Source organism: Arthrobacter sp. M71 S08 (assembly GCF_059089725.1).
Map to the genome: position 1 here is coordinate 1 of NZ_JBNHEY010000002.1, position 19,754 is coordinate 19,754.

Below are 19,754 nucleotides of genomic sequence, written 5' to 3' on the forward strand. Positions count from 1 at the left end.
CGGACATGATCGCCAAGGTCTCCCGCGGCCTGGGCGAGGCCATGGTCGGGATCAACGTCGAAGAGATCCCGCAGCCGCACCGCCTCGCCGAGCGCGGTTGGTAAAACCGGCTCGACGGCGAGATCCGCGGCGAAGGCGCGGGAAGGTTGTGTCCTCTCTGCCGGCGGGTACAAGCTTGGAACAGCGGATATAGCGTCACGCTTTGACAGCCTATGAGCGCCAGATTAGCGTACTCATATATCAGTTGTCTGATCAGCTTAATACTTGTATTCGAATCGTGGCACAGGTGCCAACTGCGCTCGGCCGACGATCCACGACCCTTTGAGTCCCTGCGTCTCTGGAAAGGAACCAACTCATGGTTCATAAAGTCCAAGCTGTCATTGCCAAGGAAAAGAACGCTCCGGTCACACTGGAGACGATTCTGGTACCGGATCCGGGTCCGGGAGAGGCGCTGGTGGACATCCTCACCTGCGGGGTATGCCACACCGACCTGCACTACCAGCAGGGAGGCATCTCTGACGACTTCCCGTTCCTGCTGGGACATGAGGCAACGGGCGTGGTCAGCGCCGTCGGTCCGGATGTCACCGAGGTGGCTCCCGGCGATCGCGTGATCCTGAACTGGCGTGCCGTGTGTGGTGAGTGCCGCGCGTGTGCGAAGGGCCAGGCGCAGTACTGCTTCAACACGCACAACGCGACGCAGAAGATGACCCTTGAGGACGGCACTGAGCTTTCCCCCGCACTCGGCATCGGCGCCTTCGCGGAGAAGACCCTGGTTGCTGCCGGGCAGTGCACCAAGGTGGACGAGGAAGTGGATCCCGCCGCTGTCGGGCTGTTGGGCTGCGGTGTCATGGCAGGCATCGGCGCGGCCATCAACACCGGTGAGGTCAAGCGCGGTGAATCGGTAGCTGTGATCGGTTGCGGCGGCGTGGGTATTGCCGCGATCGCCGGCGCAAAGCTGGCCGGGGCCACCACGATCATTGCCGTCGACATCGACGCCAACAAGATCGAGATGGCCAAGGAACTGGGCGCAACCCATGGCGTGGACTCCAGGGCCGAAGACCCCGTCGAGGCTATCCGGGCGCTGACCGGAGGCAACGGCGCGGACGTGGTGATCGACGCCGTCGGCCGTCCTGAAACCTACAAGCAGGCGTTCTACGCCCGTGACCTCGCCGGACGAGTGGTCCTGGTGGGTGTCCCGACGCCGGAGATGAAGCTGGAACTGCCGCTGCTCGATGTCTTCGGCCGCGGAGGATCGCTGAAGTCCTCCTGGTATGGCGACTGCCTGCCCTCGCGTGACTTCCCCATGCTCGTCAGCCACTACAAGCAGGGCAACCTGAACCTGGACGCGTTCGTCACAGAACGCATCGGCATAGACCAGGTGGAGGAGGCCTTCGGCAAGATGCACGAAGGTAAAGTTCTCCGCTCCGTCGTCGAGATCGATCGGTCGGTGGTCTCCTAATGAGCCTCCGTATTGAGAAGCTGGTCACATCCGGAACGTTTTCCCTCGACGGCGGCACCTGGGACGTGGACAACAACGTCTGGATAGTGGGTAACGACGACGAATGCGTCATCATCGACTGCCCGCACGACGCCGCCGCGATCATCAACCAGGTTGGCAGCCGCAAAGTCCTGGCCATCCTGTTGACCCATGCGCACAACGACCACATCGGCGCGGCCCGCGACGTTGCCGAAGCGGTCAAGGCCCCCCTCTATCTGCACCCCGAGGACCAGGTCCTGTGGGAGCAGGTCTACACGGACCTGCAGCCGGATAATCAGCTCAACGACGGCGACGTTTTCCGGGTTGCGGGCGGGGAACTGCGGGCGCTGCACACTCCCGGCCATTCGCCCGGGTCCACCTGCTTCTACCTGGAGAGCGAAGGAACGGTCTTCACGGGTGACACGCTGTTCAACGGCGGTCCCGGTGCAACTGGGCGGTCCTACAGCGACTACCCGACCATCGTGGCCTCAATCCAGGAAAAACTCCTCACGCTGCCCGAAGACACCGTGGTTCACACGGGTCACGGCGACGACACGACCATCGCGGCTGAACGCGTGACGCTGGCTGCGGCTGAGAAGGGGTAGTTCACTCCAAAGGTCGAGTGACATTCTCGACCGAAAGCGGCATGTCCGGGCAACTCTTGCTCGAACATGCCGCTTTCGCTCTTCCTGGCGGGAGCCGTGAGCCGCTTCTCTGAGTGGCCGGTCAGGAGAAGGCGAACAGCGGTGGAAACACAACGACGACGACGGCTGCCCACGCGCCGTAGACCGGCAGGTACCGGGTCTGCCAGTTTTCGAGCTGCGCAAACGGGCGCCGTCTACGCAGGAAGCTGGCGGTCAGCCACGCCGCCCGGATCAGGTGCACAAGCAGGAGAACGTTCAGCCCGAGCGCAGCGATCTTGTTGGGACTGAAGCCGAACTCGGCGATCCGTGTGAGCATCGCGGTCAGCATCACCGCGTCGACGGCAATTGCCGCCGCGACCAGAACGAGCTGCAACCCATCGAACAGGTTGGGCCGCGCGAGTGAGTCCCGCGCGGAGATCGAGTACAGCAGCAGGCTCAGCACGAGCACGAGGATTGCGTCCATGAGGATGAGCAGTTCACGGTCGACGTCCACGAGGCCGCCCGCGGCAGCAATCACCCCCAGCAGCGCCAACAGCATCACAATGGTGAGCGGGGTGAAGATGCGCGTGAGCACGGGCGCGATATTTTCGACGACGTTCTGCTTGGCCTCCACGAGCCAGGTTGCCACCACCAGTGCCCCGGGCACAGCGAATGGCAGGATCCATTCAGCCAGGACCGGTTCGAAGTCGGTGCCGATGAGCGCGAAGGCGCCGACGGTGAGGCCGATCAGCACGGCGCCGCCGAGGGCAAGCAGCGTGTAGTAGATCGCGAACTCGCCCGTGAAGCGGACAAAGTCCATGCGGCGGCCGTCGGACCGCCATCGCCCGCCGACATAGGCGAGCCCCGCCAGCAGCCACAGGACCACCGGGGCGTGGAGAACCGCGAGTAACTCCGTGGAACCGCCGGGGGAGAACGGATAGACGTTGAGTATGACGGCGAGGGCCGCGAAGGGAATGAGCAATGCCGCGCCGAAATAGGGCGTGAGCTGCCGCTTCCAGGCGAAGTAGCCGGCCAGGAACGGGAACACCAGCAGTCCGAGGTTTCGCGCGAACACGTTTTCGTTCTCGATGAGGGAAAGGCCGACCTTCACTGCGGTGCCCGCCCCCACAGCCAGGGCGAGGACCACGGCCAGTTCACGCCACGGTGGGGTGCCGCCGTCGTCGTTGGTTGTTTCGGGGAGCAGCACAAGCTGCTTCCACAACCGGTCGGAGTGTTCGCGGGCGAATTCGCGGGAGACGGCGTCGAGGTTGCCCAGGCGCTTGATGGCGACGAGGAACGCTTCCTCGTCGTCGAGGCCTGTGGCTTGCCGCTCAGTGATCTGTTCACGGAGGTGGTCTTCCAGCTCATCGACGTCGGCGGGAGAGATCGCCTGCCGGCGCTGAACGTAGCTGCGCCAGCGGCCGATCTGCACCTCGAGCTCTGCGTGCATCGCCATCACGCCCACCCCTCGGTTACTGCGGGCGGTCTCGGCGCGGTGCGCCACACCTGCCGGAGCGCATCGGCGACGACGGTCCACTGCTGCTGGCGTTCGGCGAGGGCTTCCCGCCCGCTTTGGGTGATGGCGTAGTGCTTACGACGGCGGCCGGCCTCCGATGTGCCCCACGATGAGTCCACGTAGCCGAGCCGTTCAAGCCGGTGCAGCAGGGGATAGAGCATTCCGTCGGTCCACTGCATGCTGCCGCCGGAGAGTTCGCTGACGCGTTTGAGGATGGCGTAGCCATAGAGGTCACCCTCCGCGAGGATGCCCAGGACGAGCGGGGTGGCGGAGGCAGCCACGAGGTCTTTGTCGATGCGCACAATGTCTCCAGATACCTAGAGGTGTTAGGTAAAAGAAGCATAGCAGCGCTAGGTATGTTGCCGTCGGGTCCACGGGCCTACCGTGGAAGCCCCAGACCGATTCGAAGGGTGCATCATGGCAGAGCTTCGCATTGAGCAGTGGTGGATACTTCTGGACACCAGGCACAAGGAGTGGTTCCGGGAAAATCTACGCGCGCCGGAGGTTGACCCGGGTGCCGCGAACGCGGTGCGTGAGGCGGGCGGGCCGGACCTGAGCGGTTCCACGCTCGACCCGCGTGACTGGGACTTCATTGAAATCCAGTCGGAGTTCGTGGACTGAGGGTCGGTGACCGCATCACCATGCCACCGTCGACAAATTGGCACATCAGGTGATGAAGCTGGACCAGCCGCTCGCGAAGACCAGGACAGCCTGCGAGGTCGCCGCGTCTCCCGCGCCTAGCCCCGGGGACGCAACTGTACTGAGGGCATCACCGGCGCCGGCAGCGGAGCAGGCTGCCCCTCCGGGTAAGGGCCGAAGCGAGGGTAGGGGGCGCCGTCGTCGTAGTGGTCGTCAGCGGGTGCGCCGGCCGGTTCCGCGCCGATTTCGGCCTGCCAGGCAGCACGGTAGGCGACCACCTCGTCATGGGTACGCCCGATGAAGTTCCACCACATGACGATCTGCTCGGCCAGGGGCTCGCCTCCGATCAGGATGAGCCGAGCAGGTTGCTCTCCGGCCTCCAGCACCAGGGAGCGCTGCCCGGGCCGGAGGTAGGCCAGGTGGTTTCCCGGAACCTCTGAGCCATTGAGGATGAGGTCACCGGTGTCCAGCAGTACGCCGTGCTCGGACTTCGGGTCCAGGTTCAGATCCAACCGGGCTCCGGCCTCCAGATTGACTTCGGCGGCCAGCAGCGGTGGCGTGTAGGTCTCGACCGGTGACGTGGACCCCGCCAGGGATCCGAGGAACACCCGGAGCAGCGTTCCCTCACCTGTGACCGGCTCGGGTTCGTAGTGTTCGAATGTCGCCGGCATGTGGCGGGTGGCGTCGGGCAGGGCGTACCAGAGCTGCACGCCGTGCAGGAGCGAGGTGTCGGGTGTGGAGAATTCCTGATGGGAGATCCCGCGCCCGGCGATCATCAGGTTGACCTCTCCTGGGCGCACCAGCGCACCGGCGCCGGAGGAATCGTGATGGCTGATCCCTCCGGTGAAGAGCAGGGTAACGGTGGCCAGTCCGGTGTGAGGGTGCCGCGGCACGCTCATTCCGCCGGACTCCGACACTGGGTCCGGGCCGTAATGGTCCAGAAAGCACCATGAGCCGATCAGGCTGCGCTGCCGCTGCGGCAGGGTCCGGCGCACGGTCATTGCCCGCGGCCCTCCCAGCGGCACATCGCGGGGGGCCAGCAGCTCAGCAGCAACCGGGGCTGGGGTTCCTGCACAATGCATTTCCTGCGGGTGCGCGTCCAGATTGGTCATCACAATCCTCTGCTGCGGTGGCGGGTAGGTTCAGAGTGGCCTGCAAGAAATCTAGCAGGGTCGGCCCTGACGGCCCCTAGAACGTCACCCCGCAGCGGAGCGCAACGTTCGCGTACGACGTCGCTTCGCCCGTCCGGATGATGAGCCTTGCCTCCGCGAGCAGTGTCTTCAGCTCCTCGTGGCTCACCGACTCGGGGGAGAGGCCCTCGGCCCGGACGGTGTCCTCAACAACGGTCCCGGCTGCTTCCGATGCGATGACTGAACCTTCAACCTCGAGGTCGGCCAGCACCGCGCGCAGCACCTCCGCGAATGCCGGCGTCCCCTTCACCAGGGCGAGGTCGACGACGGCGGCAGAGTCAGGCAGCGGCATGCCGCAGTCCGTGATCATCACCAGATGCCCGTGGCCCAAAGTGCTGAGCCGGGTGTTGATGGGGCCGTTCAGTATTCCGTTCTTCTTCAAGCCTCGGCTCCTTGCGGGGTCGGCGCCTCGGGGAGCGCATCGGTCAACGACGGGTAGGAAGGTTGTGCACCCTCCGCACCGACGGCGAACGCGCCGACCCGCACGGCGACACGAACGGCGTCGGGCAGCGCATCTCCAGCAACCAACCGGGCAGCCAACGCTCCCACAAAGGCGTCCCCGGCGCCCGTGGTATCTACGACCGATACCGACGGCGCGGGCACCTCGAGGACACCGGCAGGATTCGACAACAACGCGCCCGCGCCGCCCAACGTCATGACGACGGACTGGAAGCCGCACCGAAGAAGAGCCCTGGTCGTTTCGGCGTGATCAGAGGGTGCCGGAGCGCCGGTGAGCTGCGCCAGCACCAGCGCCCCCTCGTGCTCGTTGACCACCAGCGGGTCTGCGCACAGCAGCGTCTTACGGTCCAGTTCGATCACCGGTGCAAGGTTAATCAGCACCCGCGTACGACCGCCGGAAAGCGCAGCCCCAACCGCCGCAGTAACCGACGCGGCAGGGATCTCGCCCTGTAGAACCAGCACACCGGCGTCGGCAATTCTATCCGCTGCGGAGGCGACCAGCTCCGGCGTGACTCCGCCGTTCGCACCGGGGATGACGACGATAGTGTTCTCGCCGGCGTCGTCGACCTCCACAATGGCGACGCCGGTAGTGTCCCCGACCCGCTGCACAGCGTCAGTATTGACGCCGGCCGCATGCAGTCCGGAGAGTGCGACGTCGGTATAGGAGTCCCGCCCCACCGCGCCGATCATGGTGGTTGGGGCTCCAAGCTTCGCCGCAGCTACGGCCTGGTTGGCGCCCTTGCCGCCGGGCATCACCGTCATGGTCCGTCCCAGCAGGGTCTCGCCCGGCTGGGGGTGGCGTTCCAGTGTTACTACGAGGTCGGCGTTGATGGACCCTACAACGACGACGCCCGGCGACTGAGTGCTCATTCGGTGAATTCACCAACGTTCTCCGTGTTCACGGTGGTGACCGGAACAGGGATGGTTTCTTCGACGGTCTCACCGGCAAGAACCTGCTGAAGGACCTCGACGGAGCGCTTGCCGAGTTCGGCCGGCTGCTGCGCGATGGTGGCAGTCATGGTGCCTCCTTCAATGGCGGCCAGACCGTCCTCGGTGCCGTCGAATCCGACCACCTTGACCTCGGACCCGGCCTTGTCACCGAGGGCCTGGATGGCGCCGAGGGCCATTTCGTCGTTCTCCGCGAAGATGCCGGTGACGTCGGGGTTAGCCTGCAGCAGGTTGGTGGCAACGTTGAGGGCTTCAGCACGGTCGAAGTTGGCGGTCTGCATGGCTACCACCTCGATGTTCGGGTACGCAGCAATGCCCTCTTCGAAGCCTGCGCCGCGGTCCCGGCTGGCGGAGGTACCGGCCACGCCCTGCAGGACGATGACCTTGCCCTCTTCACCCATGGCCTTGGCGAGCTCATCGGCTGCCTGCTTGCCACCGGCTACGTTGTCGCTGGAAACGAGGGAGGCCACCTCAGCGCCGTTGACTGCGCGGTCTGCGGCGACCACCGGGATGTCGCCCTGGACCAGCGGGGCAACTGCGGCCGCAGCGGCGTCCGAATCGACCGGGTTGATGATGACGCCGTCGGTGCCGCTCGTCGCGGCGGTGGCCAGCTGGTTGGTCTGGGTCGCGGAGTCGTTCTGCGCGTCGACCACCTCTAGGTCGATGCCGGCCTCTTCCGCGGCAGCTTCGGCGCCGTCGCGCAGTTCAACGAAGAACGGGTTGTTCAGGGTGGACAGGGCGAGCGTGACGGATGCTGATCCTTCGGCCGCCTCTTCGCCGCCGCGGTTGCACGCGGTGGCGGTGAAAGCGAGGGCAAGCGACATGGTGAGCACGGCTGCCTTGCGGGGTGCGGAGAACTTCATTGTTGGTTCCTTTTCGATGTGTTGGACGGGTTTTCTGACGGAAGGTCTTCAGTGCGGGGTGTTCTTCCGGCGCAGGGAGTCGATTCCTACGGCCACGGCGATCACCAGGCCGATGACCACCTGTTGCCAGAAGGAGGAGACGTTGAGGAGGTTGAGGCCGTTGCGGATCACCACGAGCACCAGCGCGCCTACCAGCGTGCCGCTGATGCGCCCGACGCCGCCTGCCAGTGAAGCGCCACCGATGACGACGGCGGCAATTGCATCGAGCTCGTAACCCGCGGCCGCTTGCGGCTGGGCGGAGTCGAGGCGTCCGGAGAGCAGGAGACCGGCGAGGCCGGCGAAGAGCCCGGAGAGCGCGAACACGGTGACCAGCACCTTCCGGACGGGCACACCGGACAGGCGCGCCGCTTCCTTGTTGCCGCCGACGGCGTACATGTAGCGGCCCATGACCGTGAAGTTCAGGATGAATGCTGCAACGATGCCCGCGATGACCAGGACGATGATCGGCATGGGAATCACGCCGATGTTGCCGCCGAGGAAGGACACCTCAGCGGCGGTGCTGATGGGCCGGCCGTCCGAGATGACCAGCGTGAGTCCGCGGGCGACGCTCAGCATCGCGAGGGTCGCAATGAAGGAAGGCAGCCGGCCGTACGCGACGGCGAAGCCGCTCACCGCACCGCTGAGTGCGCCGATCAGGAGCCCGCCGACAAGCGCGACCCATCCCGGCATCGAGCCCTGCGAGAACATCCACGCGGACCCCATGGCCGAGAGCGCCGCGACGGAGCCGACCGACAGGTCGATACCGGCGGCCACGATGACGAAGGTCAGCCCGAACGCAAGCACCGCGATGACGGAGGCCTGGATGCCGATGTTCAGCAGGTTGGGCCCGGTGAGGAAGTCCGGCGTCGCGATGAACAGCGCCAGTCCAAGGACGAAGAGCCCAACCAGCGCGCCATTGTCGGCCAGGAACCGGCCCACCTGTGAGCCGCCGCCGCGCGTCTTCTTCGGCGCGGTAGCCGTTGCAACCTTATTCATGACCGTCCTCCATCAGCTTGTCTTCAAGATCGCGCTGTACATCGCGCACCGCCAGCGACATCACGGCGTCCTGCGTGGCGTCGTCGGCGTTCAATTCACCGGAAATGTGTCCACCGCTCATCACCAGCACGCGGTCGCTCATGCCGAGCACCTCGGGCAGTTCGCTCGACACCATGACGACGGCGCCGCCCGCTGCGGTGATTGCGTTCATCAGTTCATAGATTTCGACCTTGGCGCCGACGTCGACGCCGCGGGTCGGCTCATCCAGCAGCAGGACGTTGGAACCCGCCACGATCCAGCGCGCGAAAACCGCCTTCTGCTGGTTGCCGCCCGAGAGGGAACCCACCACCTGGTCGAGGTTGTGCATGCGGATGCGCAGCTTGTCCGCGACGTCCTGTGCGCGCTTGCGCTGGCCGGTGCGGTCCACGAGTCCGGATTTCGCCGTCGCAGCGAGCGTCGCGTACCCGATGTTCTCGTTGACCGGTGCGCCTAGCACCAGCCCGTGCGCCTTCCGGTCTTCCGGGACATGCCCGACGCCGGCGCGGATGGCCGCGCCGATGCTGGACTTGGGCAGCTCCTTGCCCCGCACGCGGACGGACCCGCTTATGTAGGGGTCGACACCTGCGACGGCACGGATCACCTCGGTGCGTCCGGCACCGACCAGCCCAGCCAGACCCACAATTTCACCGGCCCGCACGGTGAAGGAAACGTTGTTCACCAGGCCCTTGGTGGAGAGGCCCTCCACTTCGAGCAGTGTGTCGGCCGGGCCGTCGTACTCCCGGCGGCGGGGGAATTGCTGTTCGATGGAGCGCCCGACCATGAGCCGGACAAGTTCGTCCTCGTGGGTGTCCGCGGGGACCTCGGCGACGAATTCGCCGTCGCGCAGTACCGACACGGAGTCGCCGATGGCGGCGATTTCGTCCAGGTGGTGCGAGATGAAGACCATGCCCACACCGCGCTGGCGGAGATCCTCGACTACGGAGAACAGGGCGGAGATTTCACGTTTGGTGAGTGCCGCCGTCGGCTCGTCAAGGATCAGCATGCGGGCGTTCAGGCTGAGCGCCTTCGCGATCTCGACCAGCTGCTGGCGGGCGATGCCCAGTTCGCCGACCTTGTGGTCCACATCGATGTCGAGCCCGATCATGCTGAGGGCCTCTCGAGCGACCTCGCGCATTTTCCGTCGGTCCACCAGACCAAAGCGGCGGGGGAAGCGCCCCATGCAGATGTTCTCGGCGACGGTCATCGAGCCCACGAGGTTGAGTTCCTGGTGGATGGTGGCAATACCTAGGGCTTCAGAGGCGTTGGTGTCGGCGAGGCGGACTTCCTTGCCGTCGACGAGGATGCGGCCGCCATCAGGTTGGTACACGCCGGCCATCATCTTGATGAGCGTGGACTTGCCGGCGCCGTTCTCTCCGAGGAGCACCTGTACTTTGCCGGGGTAGACGCTGACGGTCACACCCTTGATGACCGCCACCGGCCCGAAGGATTTCGTGACGTTTTCCAACGTCAGGATGGGATTGTCGGTCCCTGCGTTATCGCTCACGATGATATGCCTCCTGGAAGGGACGGGGTGGAACCGCGGACAATGAGGCGGCTGGGGAGGATCACGGATTCGGGGGTTTCGCCGGCGATGACCTGGGTGAGAAGGTCGACGGCGAGACGGCCCATGGCATCGACGTCGTGGGCGATCACGGTGAGAGCCGGGTTGATGAGGGTGAACGCTTCGATGTCGTCGTAGGCAACGAACGCGAGGTCGGTGCCGATGGCCAGGCCGCGTTCGTTGCAGACGCCGATGGCGCCGATGCTCATGAGGCTGTCGGCGGCGAGCAGGGCGGTAGGCGGCTGGGGGAGTTCCAGCAGGTGGTGGGCGCCCGCTGCACCGCTGGCTGACTGGAAGTCACCGAAGAAGATGAGGCCGGCGTCGTCGTCGGCGTTGGTGTCCGCGAGTGCGTCCTGAAACGCGGCGAGACGTTCGCGTCCGGTCGAGGTGGACTGGGGCCCGGCAATGTAGCCGATGCGGCGGTGACCCAGGTTGGTCAGATGGCGGACGGCTTCCTGAATGCCCGTGGTGTTGTCCGGAGTCACGCTCGGGACAGCGGTGCCGGGGATGACACGGTCAACGAACACGGTGGGGACGCCGCTGTCGAGGACTGCCTGAAGATCAGCGATGTCTCCCTGGGGGGCGGCGATCAAGCCGTCGACGCGCTGCGTGAGCATGATGTCGAAATAACGGTCCTGCTGTTCAGCATCCTCGTTGGCGTTGCCGAAAAGCGTGAGGTATTTGAAGTCACGGGCACGCTGTTCGACGGCATGGGCAAGGTCCGCGAAGAAGGGGTTGCGGACGTCGGGGAGCACCAGGCCGATGGTCTGCGTGCTGGTCTTGCGGAGCGATCGCGCCTGCGCGTTCGGGCGGAAGCCTAGCTTGTTGGCTGCATCGTTGACCGCTGCCCGTGCTTCCTCGGAAGTGGAGGGGTGGCCGGAGAGCACGCGGGAGGCGGTGGCTACTGAAACGCCCGCCATGTCGGCGACGTTTTTGATCGTCACTGATCGCACCTGTGCTCCTGAGTTTGCTCATGGAATCGTTTCCATGGAATCGATTACAAACTATGGCACAGGTCACTGGGGGAGGTCAACAGCGGTCTCCAGACGCGTTTCGGTTTGCGCTGCGGACCACCTTCCCCGGGTTCTGGCCGGCCCGGCGGCGTGTCTCCGCGACACGCCGCCATTGCGCGTTGTCTTCAGGCAGGAGTTGGGGAATCCGGGACGGGGGAGGAAGCCGTTGAACGGTGACTGGCGACCAAAAGCGAAGAGGCCCACGCGCGAGCACCCGGGTTCCGGCGTGTCAGCCCTGTTCCACTGTTCCATTGTGACTGCGGAGGGTGCACGACCTCGGGAGCGGCTGTGGCTGTTTAGGTGCAGACTTGTACGCTGGCTTGGTGAATCACATAGCGAAGGAGCTCATTATGGACCCGGTAATGGCAGCGATCCGCGATGAAGTAGCCCGCCGGAACCCCGGAGAGACTGAATTCCACCAGGCCGCGTCCGAGGTCTTCGATTCCCTCACCCCGGTGCTGAGGAAGCACCCGGAGTTTGTCGAGGCATCGATCCTTGAACGCATCTGCGAGCCTGAGCGCCAGATCATCTTCCGCGTCCCGTGGGTCGATGACGAGGGCAAGGTGCGCATCAACCGCGGCTTCCGCGTCGAGTTCAATTCCGCTCTGGGTCCCTACAAGGGCGGGCTCCGGTTCCATCCTTCGGTGTATCTCGGCATCGTCAAGTTCCTCGGTTTCGAGCAGATCTTCAAGAACGCGCTGACCGGCTTGCCGATAGGCGGCGGCAAAGGTGGATCCGACTTTGACCCGCGCGGCCGCAGCGACGGCGAGGTCATGCGCTTCTGCCAGTCGTTCATGACGGAGCTCTACCGCCACATCGGTGAGCATACGGACGTTCCCGCCGGTGACATCGGTGTCGGCACCCGCGAGATCGGTTACATGTTCGGCCAGTACAAGCGGATCACCAATCGCTACGAGTCCGGTGTTCTGACCGGCAAGGGGACCGGCTGGGGCGGATCCCTGGTCAGGCCGGAAGCAACCGGTTATGGTGCCGTCCTGTTCACCCGTGAGATGCTCGCCAGTCGGGGTCTCGGGTTTGAGGGGCAGCGCGTTGTGGTGTCCGGCTCCGGGAATGTCGCGCTGCACGCGATCGCCAAAGCGCAAGCACTTGGCGCAAACGTCGTTACCTGTTCTGACTCTTCGGGTTACGTCGTGGAGGAGCACGGCATCGACACTGAACTACTTCGGGATATCAAGGAAAACCGGCGTGGCCGCGTCAGCGATTACGCGGCGGAGCGCGGGTCAGGAGCAGTCTTCGTCGCAGACGGCTCGGTGTGGGACGTTGACGCTACTGTCGCCCTTCCCTGCGCCACGCAGAACGAACTGGACGACGTCGCTGCGAAGAGGCTTCTTTCCCGAGGGTTGGTCGCAGTCGCAGAGGGTGCCAACATGCCGAGCACGCCGGAAGCGATCGAGCTGTTCCAGGAGGCGGGAATCCTCTTCGGCCCCGGTAAGGCGGCCAACGCAGGTGGTGTGGCAACGTCGGCTCTGGAGATGCAGCAGAACGCCAGCCGCGATGCCTGGTCCTTCGACTACACGGAGCAGCGGCTGGAGGACATCATGGCCAATATCCACGAGCGCTGCGCTTCAACGGCTGATGAGTACGATTTGCCGGGGAATTATGTGGCGGGCGCGAATATCGCCGCCTTCGTTCAGGTGGCCAATGCGATGCTTGCGCTGGGTGTGGTGTAGCGCGCGCATCCGACCCGAGTCTAGAGGTGGAACGGCGCCTGATTCCGGGCACAGATGTCGCGGATCTGGCCGATCAGGACGTCGCTGAGCGGGATGCCCGTGTTCAGCCGTTCCGCGCGCACGGTCCGCTCCATGTCGCCGGCCACGAGGACCGGACGATCCGGGGACGCCGGAGGTTCGGAACGGAGCGTGTCCAGGATCTGTGAAACCGACGCCGTGAACTGTTCGGGCTCTCCAAAGAACCCGGGGTCGATGGCCAGACAGAAGTGCCCGATGTCGTTCGGGTCCGCAGGCCTCCTCAGTGGAGCGAAGGTGGCGCCGGCGAGCGCGCCCGCCAGAATCTGGACCATGACGGCGAGCCCGTAGCCCTTATGGCTGGATAGCGACTCGGTTCCTCCCAGTGGGCTCAATCCACCCTGTTGTTCACCGCGGAGCTGGCTGTAGGCGGCGTGTGCGTCGGTGACGGGCTGGCCGAGGCCGTCGAGCACCCACCCGACGGGCAGCGGCTGATTGAGGTAGTCGTACACCTTCACCTTGTTTACTGCGACGGTGCTCGTCGACATGTCCAGGACGAAGGGCTCATCGGCGTGGGTGCTCGGTGCTGCGAATGCCAGCGGGTTGGTCCCGAGCACAGGCCGCGACCCGCGGGTGGGGACCACTGATTTGGTGGGCGTGGTTGAGCTGACCAGCCCGAGCTGGCCGGCCTCGGCGGCGATTGTGGCGTAGTGTCCCGCCGCGCCGAAGTGGTGCGAACGATGCACGGTGACCACCGCGACACCGGTTTCACGTGCCTTCGAGGTGGCAAGCTGCATCGCTGTCACCATCGTTGAGTGTCCCAGGTTGTGCCCACCGTCGAGGACCGCGGTCGACGCGCTTTCCTGCTCGATGACCGCGTCGGCGCCTGTGTTGAGTTTCCCCGCGTCGATGAGCTGCTGGTACATGGGCAGCATGGAGATCCCGTGCGAGTCGATTCCGATCAGATCGGTCTCCACCATGACCCCGGCGGTGGTTTCAGCCTTCTCCGGAGCCAAGCCCCAGGCGGAAAGGACCGCGAGGATCTGTTCCCGTACGGTGTCTGCGGCGTACTGCTTCATAGCTGCCCCTCGTCATCGTGAGTGCTGATCTGCTTCCCACACTACGTAAGGTGAACCTGCTTACGCAGGCGCCGCATACTTACGACGGCGGTACTCGGTTGGGCTTACACCGAACCGGCGCTTGAAGGCCGTGCTCAGCGCGAACGGACTGCCGTATCCGATCTCGCTCGCGATCCGCGCAGTGGTGCGGTGAGGGTCCACGAGTAGTTCGCTGGCCAGAAGCATCCGCCAGTTCGTCAGGTACGTCATCGGCGGCTCGCCGACGGCGGAGCGAAAGCGGGCGGCCAGCGTGGCACGCGAGACATTGAGGCGGTGGGCTAGTGATTCCAGCGTCCACGGCTCCGCAGGCAGTTCATGAAGCAACTCCAGAGCCTCCCCGACGACGGAGTCGGCACTCGCCGACAGCCAGCCCGTAGAGCTCTCGGGATGCGCATCGGTCCACGCACGCACGCAGTGGACGAGGAGTACGTCCAGCATCCGGTCAATTACGCTTCCCTGCCCGGGCGCGTCCGTTCCAACCTCCTCCGCAAGGAATTGCACCAGTGCGGGATTCACGGCACCCGCGGGAACGACGGCGGTCCGCGGCAGGGCTGCCGTCACCGCGGAGCCGATTTCGGCGTCGCTCTCGTAGGTGCCGATCAGCATGGTGGTCTCGCCGGACGCAGTGTTCCCCCACGTGCGGACCCCGTGGCTCATGGTCAGGTGCACCGGCTCGCCGACGAAGGTGGCGCACTCCTGGCCGGGGTAAATCACGATGCTCGGCTCGCGGCCAGGTTTATCAGCGACGACGTAGGGCTCCGGCCCTCGAACGAGCGCTATATCGCCGGCACCAAGTGAGATTGATTCGCCGTCCGCGATGAGCCACGCCTGCCCCGACTGCACAGCCATCACTGTCAACGGAGCCCGGTCCCTCACATCCAGCGACCACGGAGAGGTCATCGCCACACGTAGTGCGAAGGCCCGGCGGGCGTGCGGGCCGTCCAGAAAGTGAACGAGGGGATCCACGCTGCCTACATTAGACGATTACGTATGAAGTCGCGCAGGACAACTATGTAAAGTCTGAGCGAATCGCGATGTGCTTGATCCATGACAGCTTCAGACTTCCTCGAAACGGTCGCTACAACTGCAGCGGCGGTGTGCGCCGGGGCCACCGGCGGCGTCTACGTGGCGTTCTCCACCATGGTCATGCCCGCCCTGAATGTCCGAGCGGGGAGTGAGGCAATCGGCGCAATGCAGCGCATCAACGTTATGGCGGTCCGACCACCGTTCATGGTCCTTTTCTTCGGTGGCGCACTTCCCTCCGTGGTCGCAGCGGTGACCGCCGGCACCTCGGAGTCGCCCGTGCTGAGGCTGACCGGTGCGGCACTGTCGTTGGCGAGCCTCGGGGTGACGATCGCCGTCAACGTTCCCCTCAACAACGCGCTCGCCCGCGTGCCGGCCGGGGGCATGGACCTGAACGCATGGCGAGCGTTCGAACGTCCGTGGGCCCGCGCAAATACCGTCAGAGGCGTCCTGGCGCTCGCCGGTGCAGCAGCACTCGCGGGTTCCCTGACTGGGAGACCTGTGGACGGCGCTCCATAACTCCGTAAGGTGAACGCCATGCAACCGAACGAACCGAACATCAAGCAAATCAACGCAGACGGGCTGATGCCTCCTCGGGGGAAGTACAGTCACGTCGCCATCGCCCACGGCACTGCCTACATCTCCGGACAGTTACCGGTGAACAGTGAGGGCAAACCGGTCACCTCCGAGACCTTCGCCGTGCAAGCCGAGCAAACACTGCACAATCTCGACGCTTGCCTCGTATCTGCAGGACTTCACCGCTCCGATCTGGTCCAGGTGAGGGTGTACCTCACCGACATGTCCGACTGGCCGGGGTTCGACGAAATCTATGGCGAGTGGATCGGCTCGCATCGGCCGGCTCGAGCCGTCGTTGGGGTCAGCGCGCTCAACCATGGAGCGGCCATCGAGGTGGAAGCCACCGCCGTCGTGAATACGGTGGCCCACTAGCTCCCTCAAAACGTCAGATGCCGGCAGTGCCTCTGAAGCAGGTGGTCGTGGCGCCGCCCACCCAGACGGTGCCGTCGTCGTCGGCGGTGATCGTGATGTCTCCGGCCCTGCCCAGCCGGGTGCCCTGGGAAACCCGGTAACTGCTGGGCACCTCGCCGGCACCGGTCAGCCACTGACCCACGGAGGCGTTCATGCTTCCGCAGACCGGGTCCTCGACGATGCCGACGCCCGGGGCGAAGGTACGCATCTCATAGGCGTGTTCGGATCCTTCGGGATAGGCGCCGATCGCGCCGATCATCGCCGTCGGAATCCGCGACAGGTCGGGCTCGAGGTCGAGCACCTCCTGGGCGGTGGCGAGCCGGATGACCGCCCACCCCGGCCCGTTGTCCACCCACTGGTGGGAGAGGAGCTGGTCCTCGCGGATGCCGAACGCGTCCACGATCTGCGCCAGGTATTCGCTCTCGATTTCGCCGGTGCGCTTCGTGGCGGGAGCAGCAAATGACAGGATCCCGTTTCCGCGCCGGACATTGATCAGGCCCGCAGTGCATTCCTGCACGATGATGTCGTCCCGCCGTGGCGTGCCGCCGCCCTCAAGCCAGGCATGCGCGGAACCGAGGGTCGGATGACCGGCGAACGGCAGTTCGCCTCCCGGTGTGAAAATCCGTACCCGGTAGTCTGCCTCCGGGCTGGTCGGCGGCAGCAGGAACGTCGTTTCGGACAGGTTGGTCCACCGCGCGACGCGCTGCATCGCCTCGTCCTCCAGTCCTTCTCCATCCAGTACGACGGCGACCGGGTTGCCAAGGTAGGGAGTCGGAGAGAACACATCGACCTGCGCAAAAGGACGGGAAGAAGTCATGAGAAGAAGTCTGTCAGGACTGATGTGGGAGAGGCCAGCCCCGCCTTACTGCCACCCGGTTCCGGAATAAAGCTCTAGAGCGAGGTCAACCATGGCCGCAGCACTTTGGGACGGCCTGACGTTCTGGGGCCACACGATGGAGACCGGGATGCTTCGGACGCTGGGTTCGATCGGACGGACCACAAGCGGCCGGCCCTCGTAGGTCTGGTTCCCGGCTGGTTGCTGGATCAGGATCGCGTAGCCCATTCCGCGCCCCACCAGGGACCGGGTGACTTCATAGTCGGTGGTCCGGAACCGGATGTTTGGCTGCAGGCCCGCGCTTGAGAACATCATCATGGTGTTTTCGCGGCTTGGATCGACATCCAGAAGCACCATGGGTTCATCGGCCACGTCCTTGAGTCCGAGCGAAGCACGTGTGGCCAATGGATGGTCAGCCGCCAGGACGATGGAGGGTGCGGCGTCGTAAAGCCGCTGGCGCTGAAGGCCGGCAGGTAGGGAAAGGTCATAGGCGACGGCGAGGTCCAGGCGACCTGAGAGGAGGCGGGCCTGAATTTCGGATTGGGGCCCGTCGAAGAAGTCCAACTCGACCAGCGGGTGGCGCCGGTTGAAGTGATCGATCAGCCCAGCAAGAACGGTCGGTGCCAGCGTCAGATAGCAGCCAAGTGTTAGGGCGCCACGCAGCTCAGCACCGGCGTCGGCCGCATGCAGCTCCAGGTCGGATGCCGCGTTCAGGAGGCCTTTCGCGCGGTCAAGGACGTACCGGCCCGCAGGTGTGAGCGTTACTCCATGGGCCTTGCGCCGGATGGTCAGTTGCGCACCGAACACCCGTTCGAGGCTGTTGAGCGCGCCGGAGATAGCGGACTGCGAGACGTGGAGGGATTCGGCCGCGGCCGTCAGGCTTCCCTGTTCAGCAACAGCGACGAACGCATCGAGCTGCCGGAGCGTATATCTGGCCACCACACCTCACCAAAACCGTGGAATATACCCGCTAACTTGTACTTTACCCGATGATATGAACGACCTCACACTGGGACAGGAACAAAGCAGCGTCGCTCACGTAGGAGATCATCGATGATTGACCCGGGAACCCAGGAAACCAAAGGCTGTCCCTTCAGCGGGGAGCTACCGGACGATCCGGCAGAGAGGGCAGCAGCGCTGGCCTCAATTCCTGAGGACCACGCCGGCCCGGTGGTCGGAGGGGACCCGGAGCCCGCCGCGGAGCCACCCGTTGCCGACTGGGTCACCATCCCCGACCTGCATCGCGATCCTTTCCCGATCTACCGGCGGATGCGCGAGGAAGCGCCCGTACACTGGGTGCCCGCCGTCAACCGGTACATGGTGACCAGCTACGCCGCCTGCCACGCGATCGAGCAGGACGCCGGCATCTTCTCCGCCAATGAGACCGATTCGCTCATGAAACGCGCGATGGGGCACTCCATGCTGCGCAAGGATGATCCGGAACACCGAGTCGAGCGCGACTCCTACGGGAGCACACTCCGTCCGGGCACCATCAAGAAGCACTGGGCGGCGATCTTCGAGGAAAACAACCGCAAGTACCTGGATGAACTTCTCGCCAAGGGACCGGGATCTGACTTCGTGTGGGACTACGCAGCCCCTTATGCAGCGGAGAACCTTCGACTCATCTGCGGATTCCACAACTCCACGCAGGAAGACCTGCAGCGCTGGAGCCAGTCCATGATCGACGGTACGGGCAACTACGCCGATGATCCTGATGTCTGGGCCAAGAGCGAGACGGCGTCAGCCGAGGTCGACGCGGCGATCGATGACATGATCCCGTACCTGCTGAAGAACCCTGATCCCTCCCTCCTCTCCGGATTGGCCTCCATGCCGATCCCGCTGGAAGCCATCAGGGCAAACCTGAAAATGACGATCGGCGGCGGTCTCAACGAGCCGCGCGATGTCCTGGCGACGACGGTCTGGGCACTGCTCTCGAACCCCGCGCAACTGTCCGACGTGCTGGCGAACCCCAAGTTGTTCCCCGTCGCGTTCGAGGAATCGGTGCGGTGGGTTGCACCCATCGGGATGTACCCCCGGCAAACCACACGCGAGACCGTGCTGGAAGGCGTACGCCTCCCCGAAGGCGCCCGTCTCGGTGTGGTGCTCGGCGCAGCCAACCGCGATCCCGCAGTCTTCGAGGACCCCGAGTCCTTCAACATCCACCGTCCCAAGAAGCCGCACCTTGGCTTCGGCGGTGGCGAGCACTTCTGTGCCGGCACCTGGATTGCACGGGCACAGGTGGCTCAGGTCGCCATGCCTGCCCTGTTCGAAAGCCTTCCCGGCCTGCGGCTGGACCCTGACCATGCGTCGATCGATGCCGGTTGGGTATTCCGCGGCCTGATCAAGATGCCGGTTCTCTGGAACTGACCGGCCGTTTCATTACCCCTAAGGAGCACCATGCCTACCATCACCTACGTCCAGCCGACCGGACAGTCAGACACCGTCACCGTGGACGAGAACACTTCCCTGATGCGCGCCGCCGTCGTCAATGGCGTGGACGGGATTGTGGGGGAGTGCGGCGGGCAGGCGATGTGCGCCACCTGCCATGTGTACGTCCGTCCCGAATTCAGTGACGCGCTTCCTGAGATCAGTGAGGATGAGGAGGAAATGCTGGACTGCACGACGGCGGAACGCACCGATAATTCCCGCCTCGGTTGTCAGGTAAGCGTCGGCGCGGAACTGGACGGCATCATCGTCGACGTCCCTTCGGACCAGGTGTAGA

21 protein-coding genes and 1 pseudogene are annotated in these 19,754 nt (G+C 64.8%); 9 read left to right on the forward strand and 13 right to left on the reverse strand.

Annotation, left to right across the window (positions count from 1 at the left end; translation table 11 throughout):
- From AC5RTB_RS03875 to AC5RTB_RS03885, 3 genes and pseudogenes are all read left to right on the forward strand, one after another.
- A pseudogene (locus AC5RTB_RS03875) lies at positions 1-104 on the forward strand (pyridoxal 5'-phosphate synthase lyase subunit PdxS); the annotation flags it as partial.
- A 251-nt stretch (positions 105-355) separates the two neighbouring features.
- Positions 356-1,459, forward strand: a complete 1,104-nt coding sequence (locus AC5RTB_RS03880; protein ID WP_494059771.1) for an S-(hydroxymethyl)mycothiol dehydrogenase — start codon at positions 356-358, stop codon at positions 1,457-1,459.
- Positions 1,459-2,082 (forward strand): MBL fold metallo-hydrolase, encoded by a 624-nt coding sequence (locus AC5RTB_RS03885; RefSeq protein ID WP_494059772.1) that lies wholly within the window; start codon positions 1,459-1,461, stop codon positions 2,080-2,082. The genes AC5RTB_RS03880 and AC5RTB_RS03885 overlap by 1 nt, the downstream gene beginning before the upstream one ends.
- A gap of 121 nt (positions 2,083-2,203) precedes the next feature.
- Here the strand turns inward: AC5RTB_RS03885 and AC5RTB_RS03890 are convergent, their stop codons facing one another.
- Positions 2,204-3,556 (reverse strand): permease prefix domain 1-containing protein, encoded by a 1,353-nt coding sequence (locus tag AC5RTB_RS03890; RefSeq protein WP_494059773.1) that lies wholly within the window; start codon positions 3,554-3,556, stop codon positions 2,204-2,206.
- Positions 3,556-3,918 (reverse strand): PadR family transcriptional regulator, encoded by a 363-nt coding sequence (locus AC5RTB_RS03895; RefSeq protein ID WP_494059774.1) that lies wholly within the window; start codon positions 3,916-3,918, stop codon positions 3,556-3,558. The genes AC5RTB_RS03890 and AC5RTB_RS03895 overlap by 1 nt, the downstream gene beginning before the upstream one ends.
- A gap of 115 nt (positions 3,919-4,033) precedes the next feature.
- Between AC5RTB_RS03895 and AC5RTB_RS03900 the strand changes: the two genes are divergently transcribed.
- On the forward strand, positions 4,034-4,237 hold the full coding sequence (locus AC5RTB_RS03900) for a hypothetical protein (RefSeq protein ID WP_490890391.1): 204 nt from the start codon (positions 4,034-4,036) through the stop codon (positions 4,235-4,237).
- Between the two features lie 116 nt (positions 4,238-4,353).
- On the opposite strand, the gene AC5RTB_RS03905 is transcribed toward AC5RTB_RS03900, so the two are convergent.
- The 7 genes from AC5RTB_RS03905 to AC5RTB_RS03935 form a co-directional block, all read right to left on the reverse strand.
- On the reverse strand, positions 4,354-5,367 hold the full coding sequence (locus tag AC5RTB_RS03905) for a pirin family protein (RefSeq protein WP_494059775.1): 1,014 nt from the start codon (positions 5,365-5,367) through the stop codon (positions 4,354-4,356).
- A gap of 76 nt (positions 5,368-5,443) precedes the next feature.
- Positions 5,444-5,827 carry a D-ribose pyranase gene (gene rbsD / locus AC5RTB_RS03910; protein WP_494059776.1) on the reverse strand — a complete coding sequence of 128 codons (384 nt, stop codon included), beginning with the start codon at positions 5,825-5,827 and terminating at the stop codon, positions 5,444-5,446.
- Positions 5,824-6,774, reverse strand: a complete 951-nt coding sequence (locus tag AC5RTB_RS03915; RefSeq protein WP_494059777.1) for a ribokinase — start codon at positions 6,772-6,774, stop codon at positions 5,824-5,826. The genes rbsD and AC5RTB_RS03915 overlap by 4 nt, the downstream gene beginning before the upstream one ends.
- A complete protein-coding gene (locus AC5RTB_RS03920; protein WP_494059778.1) occupies positions 6,771-7,715 on the reverse strand; it encodes a substrate-binding domain-containing protein in 945 nt (314 codons plus the stop codon). Before AC5RTB_RS03920 ends, AC5RTB_RS03915 begins: the two co-directional genes overlap by 4 nt.
- A 48-nt stretch (positions 7,716-7,763) precedes the next feature.
- A complete protein-coding gene (locus AC5RTB_RS03925) occupies positions 7,764-8,750 on the reverse strand; it encodes an ABC transporter permease (RefSeq protein WP_494059779.1) in 987 nt (328 codons plus the stop codon).
- Positions 8,743-10,293, reverse strand: coding sequence for a sugar ABC transporter ATP-binding protein (locus tag AC5RTB_RS03930; protein ID WP_494059780.1), 1,551 nt, complete (start codon positions 10,291-10,293; stop codon positions 8,743-8,745). The genes AC5RTB_RS03925 and AC5RTB_RS03930 overlap by 8 nt, the downstream gene beginning before the upstream one ends.
- Entirely contained in the window at positions 10,290-11,294 is a 1,005-nt protein-coding gene (locus AC5RTB_RS03935) for a LacI family DNA-binding transcriptional regulator (RefSeq protein ID WP_494059781.1), read from the reverse strand. The genes AC5RTB_RS03930 and AC5RTB_RS03935 overlap by 4 nt, the downstream gene beginning before the upstream one ends.
- Before the next feature lie 419 nt (positions 11,295-11,713).
- Between AC5RTB_RS03935 and gdhA the strand changes: the two genes are divergently transcribed.
- Positions 11,714-13,054 (forward strand): NADP-specific glutamate dehydrogenase, encoded by a 1,341-nt coding sequence (gene gdhA, locus AC5RTB_RS03940; protein WP_494059782.1) that lies wholly within the window; start codon positions 11,714-11,716, stop codon positions 13,052-13,054.
- A gap of 20 nt (positions 13,055-13,074) precedes the next feature.
- Here gdhA and AC5RTB_RS03945 read toward each other — a convergent pair whose 3' ends face one another.
- On the reverse strand, positions 13,075-14,148 hold the full coding sequence (locus AC5RTB_RS03945; RefSeq protein ID WP_494059783.1) for an Ldh family oxidoreductase: 1,074 nt from the start codon (positions 14,146-14,148) through the stop codon (positions 13,075-13,077).
- A 60-nt stretch (positions 14,149-14,208) separates the two neighbouring features.
- Entirely contained in the window at positions 14,209-15,153 is a 945-nt protein-coding gene (locus tag AC5RTB_RS03950) for an AraC family transcriptional regulator (protein ID WP_494059784.1), read from the reverse strand.
- 81 nt (positions 15,154-15,234) lie between these two features.
- Between AC5RTB_RS03950 and AC5RTB_RS03955 the strand changes: the two genes are divergently transcribed.
- On the forward strand, positions 15,235-15,729 hold the full coding sequence (locus tag AC5RTB_RS03955; protein ID WP_494059785.1) for an anthrone oxygenase family protein: 495 nt from the start codon (positions 15,235-15,237) through the stop codon (positions 15,727-15,729).
- An 18-nt stretch (positions 15,730-15,747) separates the two neighbouring features.
- Positions 15,748-16,158, forward strand: coding sequence for a RidA family protein (locus AC5RTB_RS03960; protein ID WP_494059786.1), 411 nt, complete (start codon positions 15,748-15,750; stop codon positions 16,156-16,158).
- Between the two features lie 13 nt (positions 16,159-16,171).
- On the opposite strand, the gene AC5RTB_RS03965 is transcribed toward AC5RTB_RS03960, so the two are convergent.
- Positions 16,172-17,014 (reverse strand): PhzF family phenazine biosynthesis protein, encoded by an 843-nt coding sequence (locus tag AC5RTB_RS03965; RefSeq protein ID WP_494059787.1) that lies wholly within the window; start codon positions 17,012-17,014, stop codon positions 16,172-16,174.
- Between the two features lie 45 nt (positions 17,015-17,059).
- Positions 17,060-17,971, reverse strand: a complete 912-nt coding sequence (locus AC5RTB_RS03970; RefSeq protein WP_494059788.1) for a LysR substrate-binding domain-containing protein — start codon at positions 17,969-17,971, stop codon at positions 17,060-17,062.
- Between the two features lie 114 nt (positions 17,972-18,085).
- Here AC5RTB_RS03970 and AC5RTB_RS03975 point away from each other — a divergent pair, with 114 nt between their 5' ends.
- Together AC5RTB_RS03975 and AC5RTB_RS03980 are read left to right on the forward strand one after the other, a co-directional pair.
- Entirely contained in the window at positions 18,086-19,399 is a 1,314-nt protein-coding gene (locus tag AC5RTB_RS03975) for a cytochrome P450 (RefSeq protein ID WP_494059789.1), read from the forward strand.
- A gap of 30 nt (positions 19,400-19,429) precedes the next feature.
- On the forward strand, positions 19,430-19,753 hold the full coding sequence (locus AC5RTB_RS03980) for a 2Fe-2S iron-sulfur cluster-binding protein (RefSeq protein ID WP_494059790.1): 324 nt from the start codon (positions 19,430-19,432) through the stop codon (positions 19,751-19,753).
- The last annotated feature ends 1 nt before the right edge of the window (position 19,754 follow it).